General features: G+C 67.6%; 9 protein-coding genes. 8 read left to right on the forward strand and 1 reads right to left on the reverse strand.

Annotated elements, in window-relative coordinates:
- Positions 1 to 66 precede the first annotated feature (66 nt).
- From treS to BI335_RS14655, 5 genes are all read left to right on the forward strand, one after another.
- The gene (treS, locus tag BI335_RS14635) at positions 67 to 1,827 is read left to right on the forward strand and encodes a maltose alpha-D-glucosyltransferase (RefSeq protein ID WP_094431965.1); all 1,761 of its coding nucleotides are present in this window, start codon (positions 67 to 69) and stop codon (positions 1,825 to 1,827) included.
- The gene (locus tag BI335_RS14640) at positions 1,808 to 3,220 is read left to right on the forward strand and encodes a maltokinase N-terminal cap-like domain-containing protein (RefSeq protein ID WP_094431778.1); all 1,413 of its coding nucleotides are present in this window, start codon (positions 1,808 to 1,810) and stop codon (positions 3,218 to 3,220) included. Before treS ends, BI335_RS14640 begins: the two co-directional genes overlap by 20 nt.
- A complete protein-coding gene (gene glgB / locus BI335_RS14645; protein WP_094431781.1) occupies positions 3,217 to 5,151 on the forward strand; it encodes a 1,4-alpha-glucan branching protein GlgB in 1,935 nt (644 codons plus the stop codon). Before BI335_RS14640 ends, glgB begins: the two co-directional genes overlap by 4 nt.
- A 56-nt stretch (positions 5,152 to 5,207) precedes the next feature.
- The gene (locus tag BI335_RS14650) at positions 5,208 to 5,966 is read left to right on the forward strand and encodes an NUDIX hydrolase (RefSeq protein ID WP_229119608.1); all 759 of its coding nucleotides are present in this window, start codon (positions 5,208 to 5,210) and stop codon (positions 5,964 to 5,966) included.
- 314 nt (positions 5,967 to 6,280) lie between these two features.
- On the forward strand, positions 6,281 to 7,327 hold the full coding sequence (locus tag BI335_RS14655) for a M14 family zinc carboxypeptidase (protein WP_094400986.1): 1,047 nt from the start codon (positions 6,281 to 6,283) through the stop codon (positions 7,325 to 7,327).
- A 135-nt stretch (positions 7,328 to 7,462) separates the two neighbouring features.
- On the opposite strand, the gene BI335_RS14660 is transcribed toward BI335_RS14655, so the two are convergent.
- Entirely contained in the window at positions 7,463 to 8,410 is a 948-nt protein-coding gene (locus BI335_RS14660) for a tetratricopeptide repeat protein (protein WP_133625683.1), read from the reverse strand.
- A gap of 42 nt (positions 8,411 to 8,452) precedes the next feature.
- On the opposite strand from BI335_RS14660, the gene pgm reads away from it, so the two are divergent.
- The 3 genes from pgm to BI335_RS14675 all read left to right on the forward strand — a co-directional run bounded on the left by pgm (position 8,453) and on the right by BI335_RS14675 (position 12,140).
- Positions 8,453 to 10,084 carry a phosphoglucomutase (alpha-D-glucose-1,6-bisphosphate-dependent) gene (pgm, locus tag BI335_RS14665; RefSeq protein WP_094431786.1) on the forward strand — a complete coding sequence of 544 codons (1,632 nt, stop codon included), beginning with the start codon at positions 8,453 to 8,455 and terminating at the stop codon, positions 10,082 to 10,084.
- A gap of 240 nt (positions 10,085 to 10,324) precedes the next feature.
- A complete protein-coding gene (locus BI335_RS14670) occupies positions 10,325 to 11,068 on the forward strand; it encodes a GntR family transcriptional regulator (protein ID WP_094400980.1) in 744 nt (247 codons plus the stop codon).
- 40 nt (positions 11,069 to 11,108) lie between these two features.
- Positions 11,109 to 12,140 carry a DctP family TRAP transporter solute-binding subunit gene (locus BI335_RS14675; RefSeq protein WP_094431788.1) on the forward strand — a complete coding sequence of 344 codons (1,032 nt, stop codon included), beginning with the start codon at positions 11,109 to 11,111 and terminating at the stop codon, positions 12,138 to 12,140.
- Positions 12,141 to 12,144 lie beyond the last annotated feature (4 nt).

Below are 12,144 nucleotides of genomic sequence, written 5' to 3' on the forward strand. Positions count from 1 at the left end.
CCATCTGTGACTGAGACGGTCGACACCCATCCGACGGAGGAGCCGCTGCTGCCCGCGGACGCCGGCATGGATCCCACGGACCACGAGTGGTTCAAGAAGGCGGTCTTCTACGAGGTCCTGGTCCGCAGCTTCCACGACTCCAACGGTGACGGCATCGGCGATTTCGCCGGCCTGGCAGAGAAACTCGACTATCTGCAGTGGCTCGGCGTGGACTGCCTGTGGCTGCCGCCGTTCTTCCCCTCCCCGCTGCTGGACGGCGGTTACGACGTCAGCGACTACACCTCGGTGCTGCCGCTGCTCGGCACCGTCGATGAGTTCCGGCAGTTCGTCGAGGGCGCCCACGAGCGCGGCATCCGGATCATCATCGACTTCGTGATGAACCACACCTCCGATCAGCATCCGTGGTTCCAGCAGTCCCGCAGCGATCCCGACGGGCCCTACGGCGACTACTACGTCTGGTCCGACGGCGGCCCCGCCGAGGGCCAGGTGCCCGAGGCGTACTCCGATGCCCGGATCATCTTCGTCGACACCGAGGCCTCCAACTGGACCTATGACGAGGTCCGCGGGCAGTACTTCTGGCACCGCTTCTATTCCCACCAGCCCGACCTCAACTTCGAGAACCCGAAGGTGCTGGTCGAGATGCTGGAGGCGATCCGCTTCTGGCTGCGGATGGGCATCGACGGCTTCCGGTTGGACGCGGTCCCCTATCTGATCGAGGAGGACGGCACCAACTGCGAGAACCTGGGCGGCACCCATCGGATCCTCAAGGCGGTGCGGCGGATGGTGGACACCGAGTTCCCCGGCCGGATCCTGCTCTGCGAGGCCAACCAGTGGCCGCATGATGTCGTCGAATATTTCGGCAACGACGACGAATGCCAGATGGCGTTCCACTTCCCGGTGATGCCGCGGCTCTACATGGGGCTGAAGCAGCAGTCCCGCGCCTGCATCTCCGAGATCCTCGCCGACACCCCCGAGATCCCGCCGGGCTGCCAGTGGGGCACCTTCCTGCGCAACCACGACGAGCTCACCCTGGAGATGGTCTCGGAGGAGGACCGCGACTACATCTGGTCCGAGTACGCCCCGGACCCGCGGATGAAGTGCAATATCGGCATCCGCCGCCGGCTGGCGCCGCTGGTCGACGGCGATCTCAAGCAGGTGCATCTGCTGCATGCGCTGCTGCTGGGTCTGCCCGGGTCGCCGGTGCTCTACTACGGCGACGAGATCGGGATGGGCGACAACATCTGGTTGCACGACCGCGACGGGGTGCGTACGCCGATGCAATGGTCCGCCGAGCCGGGCGCCGGTTTCTCCGAGGCCGAGGAGGATTCCTTCCATCTGCCGCTGGTCCAGGACCCGTGGTACGCCAAGGAGGGCGTCAACGTCGAGCAGCAGATGATGGATCCCGGTTCGCTGCTGATCTGGCTGCGCGCGATGCTGGTGATCCGGCGCAACCATCCGGTCTTCGGTCTGGGTGACTTCACCGACCTGGGCGGGGCGAACGAGAAGGTGTTCTCCTTCCTGCGTTCGCATCGCGGCGAGGACGGTACGCGGATGTCGGTGCTGTGTGTGAACAACCTCTCCCCCGATCCGCAGACCGTGCACCTGGATCTGTCCCGGTTCCGCGGGTTGGTGCCCTTCGACCTGCTCCGCGACGACGATCACCACCCGATCGACATCGAGACCGCGCACGACTACCAGATCGACATCGCCGGCCACGGGTTCCTCTGGCTGCGGATCATGGCCGACGATCCCGATCTGACCGAGCCCGAGCCGACCGAGCCCGAGCCGACCGAGCAGGAGGGTGCCGATGACCCCGAACCGTCCTGACCTGGAATCGCCGGAAACCCTGCTCTGGCAGCACATCCAGCAAGCTCGCTGGTATGCCGGCAAGGGCCGCGACGCCGAACTGGTCGCCCTGCACCCGCTGCCCTGGTTGACCCCGCCCGGGGGCGCCGGCGCGGTCCGGTTGCTGGTCGCCGAGGTCGCCAACCGCGACGGCGACGCCGAGACCCACCACTACCTGCTGGCGCTCAGCTACCACGGCGCCGACACCACCGGTGACGCCGATTCGGCGATCGGCCGCTGCGCCGACCCCGAGCTCGGCGAGGTCGTGCTGCACGACGCGACCCGCGACCCGTTGGCCCAGGAGCTGCTGCTGGCCGCCGTCCTCGGCGCCGGTGAACGCAGCGACGACGACGCCCGGCTGGTCGCCGAGTTCGTCGACGGCAGCGAGGTCTCGGCGAGCCTGCCGCCGCGGATCTTCGGCGGCGAACAGTCCAACACCTCGATCATGTATGGCGAGGTGGCGATGCTGAAGCTGTTCCGCCGCCTCGAGCTCGGCGACAACCTCGACATCGAGATCCATCGCGCGCTCGCCGACGGCCCGGCCGCGGCCGATGTGGCCCGGCTCTACGGCTGGCTGACCGCCGAATGGCACGACACCGGCGGGGCGAGCTGCCGGGCCGATGCGGCGATGCTGGTCGAGCAGCTGCGTGAGGTCAGCGACGGCTGGCAGGTCGCGGTCGCCGCCGCCGGCTCCGGCGACGACTTCACCGGCCCGGCCGAGGAACTGGGCCGGGCGCTGCGCCAGGTGCACGAGGCGCTCGCCACCGCCTTCGGCACCGGCAACCGCACCGGTGCCGGCGCCGCGGAGCAGATGATCCGCCGACTGGCGGCCGCGGTCCGCGAGGTGCCCGCGCTGGCGGCGTACCAACCGGGCCTGGCAGCGATCTTCGGCACCCTCGCCGACACCGAGCTGGACACCCAGCGGGTGCACGGGGACTTCCATCTGGGCCAGACCCTGGTCGGCGCCGACGGCGGCTGGAAGATCATCGACTTCGAGGGCGAACCACTGAAGACCCTCGACGAGCGGCGCGAACCCGATACCGGCTGGCGGGATGTGGCCGGGCTGCTACGGTCGCTGGACTACGCCGGTGGCTTCGCGGAGCGCAGCGCCGGCACCGACCCGGCGACCGCGCGGGGTTGGGTGCAGCAGAACAGCAACGCCTTCCTGCGCGGATACACCGCGGGGCGGGCACTGACCGACGCCGAGCACACCGTGGTGGCGGCGTACCAGGCGGACAAAGCGGTCTACGAGGTGGTCTACGAGGCCCGGAATCGACCAGACTGGCTACCGATCCCGCTGACCGCGCTCGGCGCCCTCGCCGAGCACCGGTCGACCGACGATCCGCCCCACCACGACAGGGAGGCAGCACGATGAGCACCGAGACCCTTGGCGGCCTGACCGGCACCGAGCTGGAGGGATTCCACTCCGGCGGCGACACCGAGGTGTGGCGCCGCCTCGGCGCGCATCTGGTGGAGCAGCCCGGTGCCGACGGCGTACCCGTGAGCGGGGTGCGCTTCGCGGTCTGGGCGCCGAACGCGAACGAGGTCCGCGTCTACGGTGACTTCAACGGCTGGGACGGTGACTCGCATCCGATGCAGCGCGTCCCCGGCACCGGGGTGTGGGCGCTGTTCGTGCCCGAGGCGCACGCCGGTTCGGTCTACAAGTTCCGGGTGCACGGCGCCGACGGCCGCTGGATCGACAAGGCCGACCCGATGGCCCGCTTCGCCCAGTCGGCACCGGAGACCGCCTCGATCGTCTTCGAGAGCTCCTATGAATGGAGCGACGACGAGTGGCTGGAGAGGCGCGCCAAAGCGCAGGCGCACGCCGAGCCGATGAGCATCTACGAGGTGCATCTGGGCGGTTGGCGACCGGGCAAGACCTATGTCGAGCTGGCGCATGAGCTGGTGGAATACGTGACCTGGCAGGGATTCACCCATGTCGAGTTCCTGCCGCTGGCCCAGCATCCGTACGCCCCCAGCTGGGGCTATCAGGTGACCGGCTACTTCGCACCGATGTCGCAGTTCGGCACGCCCGATGAGTTCCGCTACCTGGTGGACACTCTCCACCAGGCCGGTATCGGAGTGATCATGGACTGGGTGCCGGGCCATTTCCCCAAGGACGAATGGGCCCTCGGCCGCTTCGACGGCACCGCGCTCTATGAGCATGCCGATCCGCGACAGGGCGAGCAGCCCGACTGGGGCACCTATGTGTTCAACTTCGGCCGCAACGAGGTCAAGTCGTTCCTGGTCTCCAACGCGCTCTACTGGATCACCGAGTTCCACATCGACGGGTTGCGTGTCGACGCGGTCGCCTCGATGCTCTATCTCGACTACTCCCGTGGCGACAACTGGGTGCCGAATGTCCACGGTGGCAGGGAAAATCTCGAAGCGGTCGACCTGCTGCGCTATGTGAACTCGCACCTCTATGCGCGGGTGCCCGGGGTGATGACGATCGCCGAGGAGTCCACCTCCTGGCCGGGGGTGACCCGGCCGGTGCACCACGGCGGGCTGGGCTTCGGCTTCAAATGGAACATGGGTTGGATGAACGACACCCTGCGCTATCTGGAGGAGGAGCCGGTCCACCGGCAATACCACCACAACCTGATGACCTTCGCGATGGTCTATTCCTTCTCGGAGAACTTCGTGCTGCCGATCAGCCACGACGAGGTCGTGCACGGCAAGGGCTCGATGGTCAACAAGGTGCCCGGGGACGACTGGCAGAAGTTCGCCTCGCTGCGCGCCTACTACGCGTTCATGTGGTCCCATCCGGGCAAGCAGCTGATCTTCATGGGCAACGAGTTCGGGCAGCGCTCGGAGTTCGATGAGTCCAAGGGTCTGGAGTGGTGGGTCTCGGATCTGTGGGGCCATGACGGGCTGCAGAAGCTGTTCCGCGATCTCAACAAGACCTACAAGGAACTGCCCTCCCTGTGGAAGCTGGACAACGACCCCAAGGGCTTCCGCTGGATCGACGCCAACGACGCCCAGGGCAATGTCTTCTCCTATCTGCGCACCGATGACCAGGGCCAGTGCCTGGCGGTGGCGGTGAACTTCTCCCCTGTCCCGCGGACCGGTTACACCCTGGGCCTGCCGCATGCCGGCGTCTGGCGCGAGGTGCTGAACACCGATTCGCCGGATTACGACGGCACCGGTCAGTGGGGCAACCTGGGTCAGGTCGAAGCGCGGGAGGTGCCGGCGCACGGACTGGAAGCGAGTGCGGAGATCACCGTGCCGCCGCTGGGTGCGGTCTGGCTGCTCTGGGATCCGCGCGAGACCGCCGAGCTGCCCGGCGACCCGGGGCTGCAGTGAGCGATCAGGGGCCTGCGGGTCAAGAGCCACAGCAGCCGGGTGAGTTCACGATCAATGTGCAGGTCGTCGACGACGGTATCGGTGTGCTGCAGTGGAATGCCGCGACCGATTCGGACACCCTGACCCGCGGTGTCGGCCTGGCCGCCGACGATGCGCTGATCGGGCGCGGGTTGCGTCGGGTCGAGGTGGCGCTGCCGTCGACCGATGCGATGGCGCGGCGGGCGATGCATCGGGCGGGTTTCCGGCGCGAGGGGGTACGCCGCCAGGCCCTGCGGTTGGCGAACGGCGAGCTGGACGATGTGGTGCTCTATGCCCGGCTGGTCGATGACATCACCACCGGCCCGTCGGGCTTCTCCGGGGTGATGAACTCGGTGCTGCCGACCAAGCGGGTGATCGGGCATGTGATCTTCCGTGACTCGGCCGGCCGGGTGCTGTTGTGCGACACCCATTTCAAGGCCGACTGGGAATTGCCTGGCGGCGTGGTCGAGCCGCGGGAGTCGCCGCGGGTCGGCGCGATCCGCGAGGTCGCCGAGGAGCTGTCACTGGTCGTGGACCAGCTCCGGCTGCTGGTGGTGGACTGGATGCCGCCCTACCTCGGTTGGGACGACGCCCTGGAGTTCATCTTCGACGGCGGCGTGCTGACTCCCGAGCAGATCGCCTCGATCGTCAAGCAGGACAGCGAAATCGTCGCCGTGCACTGGGTCCCCGTGGAGCAGATCGCCGACCACGTCTCCGAGCTCTCCGCCCGCCGCCTGCAGATCGCGCTCTCGCTCTCCCCCGGTGAGGTCGCCCTCACTGAGAACGGCACCCGCTGACCCGACCTCCCGGTCCTCGAGTAGCAGTCCCGGCGCAGCGAAGCGGAGCCGGGACTGCGTGTCGAGAGGCCGCCCCACCTGATACCCGACCCCGCAACCCGTCTGCTGCGTACTCGGACGTGCAGTGCCCGCGCCGGTCCATGATCAAACCCAGTCCCACTGGGTTCCGACAGCAGGCTGGGCGAGGTACTGCACGTCCGATTACGCAACCTCCAGACCCCTGCCCGGGAGTGATCGGACAATTGACCCACTCCGGCGGTGTTGGTTGACTGGTCAGACAACTCCCCAGCGACCCCGATAAGGATCCCGTTTCAATGAAGAAATTCGCTGCCTCCCTTGCCGTCTGCGCCCTGATCGGCTCCGGCGCCGCACTCGCCACGACCCCTGCCAACGCCGTCGGTGGTGGACCGAACTGCTGCACCGGCACCGTCAACACCTCCATCCTGAGCACCCACGAGTCGATGGTGGCCGAGCTGAAGAAGCAGGACGCCAAGCAGTCCGCGATGGAACTGGAGGTGATCGGGCAGAGCGTCAAGGGCCGCGACCTGATGCTCGCCAAGTTCATCACCAACCCCGCCAACCCGACCGTGCTCTATTTCACCCAGCAGCACGGCAACGAGGCGCTGAACACCGAGGGCGCCCTGGACTTCATCAAGTCGCTCGGCAACTCCAACAAGCGCCTGCTGGACAAGGTGAACATCCTCGTGGTGCCGATGGTCAACCCCGATGGCGCGATGGGCGATGTGAACTTCCCGCTCGATGACTACATCGCCGCCGGTGACCGGAATCTCACCCGCTACAACGCGAACAAGGTCGACCTGAATCGCGACCACGTCGCCAAGTCCCAGCCGGAGACCCAGGCGCTGCACCGGATGATCACCAAGTACCAGGCGCAGCTCGGCATCGACTACGCCGTCGACCTGCACCATCAGGCCACCCGCTCGGCCACCGACGGCGAGCTGGTCTCCGGCTCGATCCTCTATCCGACCTCACCCGAGGTCGACCCGGCCGTGGTCGATGGCTCCAAGCGGCTCGGATCGGTTGTCTACAACGCGATCGAGCCGACCGGCTGGGGCCACATCGGCAAATACGACGGCGGCAGCGCGACCACCATCAGCCGCAATGGGATCGCCGCCGAATACGGGATCTCCACGCTGCTGTTCGAGATGCGCGGGATGGCCGATCACGAATACGAGCAGTACGTGCTCGGGCAGAAGTCGAACGGTTACCTGATCAAGCAGACCGTCGTCACGATGGAGTCCACCGCCAAGGCGATCGGCGACGGCTCGATCAACACCGCCGATACCAGCTTTTGGGACACCCTGCCGGTACAGGAGAACCTGCCGCCGAAGAAGGGCTGAACTGCCCAACGCACCAACTCATCTCGACACGCACCGCCGGCGTCGCTCCGCGGCGCCGGCGGTACTACTCGATGAACGTGATGAACCCTGGCTCCGCAGGCGGAGCCGGGGTTCTGCTACTCGATGAGCGTGGGGTCAGAAGAGGGCGGTGGAGAGCTTGCGGCGGAACTTGAGCACCACCGGGTTGCTGTTGCCCAGGGTCTCGAAGAGCTCGAGCAGGCGGAGGCGTACCTTCTCCCGATCATCACCGCTGGTGTTGCGCACCGTCTCGATCAACCGACCGAAGGCCGCCTCGGGGTCGCTGCCGACCAGCTCGGCGTCGGCGGCGGCGAGCTGGGCGTCGACATCGGTCGGCGCGGCGTCGGCCTTGCCGATCTCGGAGCCGTCCAGCTTGCTGCTGCGATCCAGCAGCCCGGCCTGCGCCCGCCCGGCGAGCGCCTCGGCATCACCCGGGCTCTGCGCCAGCACCTTGTCGAACTCGTCCCGGGCGGTGGCGAAGTCGCCCTTCTCCAGCGCTTCGTCGGCGGCGGCGAAGCGGGGATCGATGCCGCCGGCGCCATCTTCCTCACCGTCACCGTCGCCCTGACCGGCAGCCGGCCCGACCGGATCGGCCTTGCCCATCACGCCGCTGGCGGCCGCGGCCTGCAACACCTGGTCGAGCACCTGCTTGATGTTCTCCTTGGGCTGCACACCCTGGAACAGCGGGGCCAGCTGGCCGCCGATCACCGCAACCACCGTCGGCACCGCCTGGATGCCGAGCGCCTGGGCGATGTCGGGCGCGGACTCGGCCGCCACCCGCACCAGCAGGAACTTCCCGGCGTACTCGTCGGCGAGCGCGCTCAGGTCCGCCGACAGCTGCTCCGAACCCTGCGCCCGCGGGCTGTAGAACTCCACCACGATCGGGTACTGCATCGAGCGCTGCAGCAACTGCTCGAAGGCGGCGATGTCGGTGACCTCCATGACGTACGCCCCAGCGCCCCCGCCGCCCGGCGCGCCGGGAGCCCCCGGAGCGCCCGCGGAGGCCCGGGCCTTGAGCCCGGACAGGTCGATGGCACCGGGACGATTGAAACTCGCAGCAGTCATGGTGCCTATTCTTGCAGCCACCGGAAGTCCTAGGCTCATCCCATGGCACACGAACGCGCTGGTACGCCCGCACTCCCCGAGGACCTGATCGATGTCGGCGCGGTACTGGGCGCCTATTACGACCGCACGCCCGATCCGGACAACCCCGATCAGCAGGTCGTCTTCGGCACCTCCGGGCACCGCGGCTCGAGCCTGGACACCAAGTTCAACGAGGCGCACATCGCCGCCACCACGCAGGCGATCGTCGAATACCGCGCCGGCCAGGGCATCACCGGGCCGCTCTATCTCGGCAAGGACACCCACGCACTGTCCGGTCCGGCCTGGCAGACCGCGATCGAGGTGCTGGTCGCCAACGGGGTCGCCGTGCGTGCCGAGCGGATCGACCAGTACACCCCGACCCCGGCGGTGTCGCGGGCGATCATCGCGCACAATGCCACCGAGCCGCTGGCTCGGGCGGACGGCATCGTGGTCACCCCCTCGCACAACCCGCCCCGCGACGGCGGCTTCAAATACAACCCGCCGCACGGTGGTCCGGCCGATTCGGATGCCACCAGCTGGATCGCCGACCGGGCCAACCAGCTGCTCCGCGATCCCTCGAGCATCAAGCGGATTCCCTTCGACCGTGCGAAATCCGAGGTCGAGACCTTCGACTACCTGACCGCCTACGTCGACGACCTGCGCAACGCGATCGACATCGATGCGATCCGCAGCGCCGGCGTACACATCGGTGCCGATCCGATGGGTGGCGCCTCGGTCGAATACTGGGGCCGGATCGCCGAGCGGCTGGGGCTGAACCTGGAGGTGGTGAACCCGGTCGTCGATCCGCAGTTCGCGTTCATGACCCTGGACACCGACGGCAAGATCCGGATGGACTGCTCCTCCCCCGATGCGATGGCCAGCCTGATCCACAACAAGGACCGCTACGACATCGCCACCGGCAATGACGCCGATTCCGACCGGCACGGCATCGTCACCCCCGACGCCGGGTTGATGAACCCGAATGCCTATCTGGCCGTTGCGATCGAATATCTGTTCAGTCACCGCGACCAGTGGCCCGCCGAGGCGGGGGTCGGCAAGACGCTGGTCTCCTCCAGCCTGATCGACAAGGTGGCCGCCGAACTGGGCCGCACACTGGTCGAGGTCCCGGTCGGCTTCAAGTGGTTCGTGCCCGGGCTGCAGAGCGGCGAGATCGGCTTCGGCGGTGAGGAATCCGCCGGCGCCTCCTTCCTGACCCGGACCGGGAAGACCTGGACCACCGACAAGGACGGCATCCTGCTCGCCCTGCTGGCCAGCGAGATCAAGGCGGTCACCGGGTCCTCACCGAGCGAGCGGTACGCCGACATCGAGCGTCGGCACGGGTCCTCGGCGTACGCCCGGATCGACGCCGAGGCGAATCGTGAGGAGAAGGCCCGGCTGGCCGCGCTCTCCCCCGCCGACGTCACCGCCACCGAGCTGGCCGGCGAGCCGATCGAGAACATCCTCACCGAGGCGCCCGGCAACGGGGCCAAGATCGGCGGGCTGAAGGTGACCACCGCCGATGCCTGGTTCGCGGCCCGCCCCTCCGGCACCGAGGACAAGTACAAGATCTATGCCGAGTCGCTGAAGGGCCCCGAGCACCTCGCCGAGGTGCAGTCCGAGGCGAAGGCCGTCGTCGACCAGGTGCTCAAGGGCTGACGGACCCCCACGCTCATCGAGTAGCAGCCCATGCGGAGCGAAGCGGAGCAATGGGCTGCGTGTCGAGATGATCTGAGCCGGCCAGGCTCCTCTCGACACGGCAACCCCGGCTCCGCTCCGCTGCGCCGGGGTTGCCTACTCGAGGAGCGTGGGGGTCGCATCGTGAGACAACCCTTGCCGGATTTGTACGGCCAAATCTAGATTGGCCGCACATTTCATCGAGCAGGGGACGGGGAGGGCATGGACTGGGGTGAGCGACGCGTCGGCGAGACGGCGTACCAGCACCTGGCCCGCGAGCTCCGCGACCGGATCCTCGACAACGCCTTCCCACCCGACGAACCGCTGCCGACCGAGACCGCGCTGGCCCAGCAGTTCGGGCTGTCCCGGCAGACCGTGCGCCGGGCCTTCCTGGAACTGGTCAACGAGGGGCTCGTCACCCGGCGCGCCGGCCGCGGCACCTTCGCCTCTCCCCCGGGACGCCGCTACCAGCGCCATTTCGGCTCGATCGCCGATCTGATCGGGTTGAGCGCGGACAGCCAGCTCGAGGTGGTCACCCCGCTCGCCGGCGGCTACGACCCCCAGGCCGCCGAACGGCTCAAGGTCTCCGAGCGACTGCTCTACACCGTCACCTTCCGCCGTTGGCACGAGGGCGAGTGCTTCTGCGCCACCACGGTCTGGCTGCCGCCGAAGCAGGGTGCGGCGCTGGAACGCGTACCGGCGCTGAGCACCCCCGGCGCGCGCGTCGACCGCACGATCATCGGCCTGCTGGAGGAGCACGGATTCGCGCTCCGGGATGCCGAGCAGCGGATCACCGCCGCCCTGGCCACCGAGCAGGCCCGGGCCCTGCTCGACTGCCACAGCGGCGACCCGGTGCTGCACATCGAACGCACCTACACCGACCACACCGATACGCCGATGGAGTACGCCGTCAGCGACTATCTGCCCTCGCACTACACCCACGTGCTGCATCTCGGCCGAGCCTGAAACGCCAATCGACAAAGGAAAGACCACGACAGGAGGAACGATGAAGTTCCGCAGAACCCTCACCGCAGCAGCGGTCGCCGTGCTCAGTCTGAGCGCGACCGGCTGCGTCCGCGGCGCCCTGATGAACGCGGGCGGCACCTACACGATCAAGTTCGCCCACGTGACCACGGCCGCCACCCCCAAGGGTCAGGCCGCCGACTTCTTCGCCGCCGATGTGGAGAAGCGGACCAACGGCCGGGTCCGGGTACAGGTCTATCCGAACTCCGAGCTCTATGGCGACAAGGACGAGATGCAGGCCATCCAGTCCAACTCGGTGCAGATGCTCGCACCGGCCAGCGCCAAGTTCACCACCGTCGCCCCGGCCCTGCAGGTGCTCGATCTGCCCTATCTGTTCGAGACCCCGGACGAGATCCCGCAGGTCGCCGCCCCCGACACCCAGGTCGGCCGGGCGATCTATGCGAACAAGGATCTGGAGGCCAAGGGCATGAAGGTGCTCGGCCTGTGGGACTCCGGGATGAAGCAGATCCACTCGAACAACCGCACCGTCAGCCCGTCCGACATGGTCGGCAAGAAATACCGCATCCAGCCCTCGGACGTGCTGCGCACCCAGTTCGAGAAGTGGGGTGGAATCCCCACCCCACTGGCCTTCGCCGAGGTCTACAACGGGTTGCAGCAGGGTGTCATCGACGGTGGTGAGAACACCTGGTCCAACATCCAGTCACAGAAGATGCACACGGTGCAGAAATACATCACCGCCTCCGACCACGGCTACATCGGCTACGTGCTGATCATCAACAAGTCCTTCTTCGACGAGCTTCCCCCCGATCTGCAGCGCGATGTCGAGGCCAGTGCCACCGAGGCCAGCCGGGTGAACCGGGAACGCTCCGCCCAGCTCGAACTCGAATCCCGCAAGAAGATCGAGGCGACCGGGAACACCGAGATCGTCTCCCTCACCCCAGAGCAGCGGCAGACGCTGCGGGACGCGGTGCTGCCCTCGGTCTATCTGCAGTATCGCGACGCGATCGGCCCGGAGATCGTCGACGAACTGCTCGCCCGCAAGAAGCTGCGCTGAGGGA

Source organism: Enemella evansiae (assembly GCF_002250705.1).
GTDB classification, from domain to species: domain Bacteria; phylum Actinomycetota; class Actinomycetes; order Propionibacteriales; family Propionibacteriaceae; genus Enemella; species Enemella evansiae.

Bases quoted from the DNA above. Each gene is read 5' to 3' on its own strand.
- treS (WP_094431965.1), top strand. From the start codon at position 67: ATGGATCCCACGGACCACGAGTGGTTCAAGAAGGCGGTCTTCTACGAG.
- BI335_RS14640 (WP_094431778.1), top strand. From the start codon at position 1,808: ATGACCCCGAACCGTCCTGACCTGGAATCGCCGGAAACCCTGCTCTGG.
- glgB (WP_094431781.1), top strand. From the start codon at position 3,217: ATGAGCACCGAGACCCTTGGCGGCCTGACCGGCACCGAGCTGGAGGGA.
- BI335_RS14655 (WP_094400986.1), top strand. From the start codon at position 6,281: ATGAAGAAATTCGCTGCCTCCCTTGCCGTCTGCGCCCTGATCGGCTCC.
- BI335_RS14660 (WP_133625683.1), bottom strand. From the start codon at position 8,410: ATGACTGCTGCGAGTTTCAATCGTCCCGGTGCCATCGACCTGTCCGGG.
- pgm (WP_094431786.1), top strand. From the start codon at position 8,453: ATGGCACACGAACGCGCTGGTACGCCCGCACTCCCCGAGGACCTGATC.
- BI335_RS14670 (WP_094400980.1), top strand. From the start codon at position 10,325: ATGGACTGGGGTGAGCGACGCGTCGGCGAGACGGCGTACCAGCACCTG.
- BI335_RS14675 (WP_094431788.1), top strand. From the start codon at position 11,109: ATGAAGTTCCGCAGAACCCTCACCGCAGCAGCGGTCGCCGTGCTCAGT.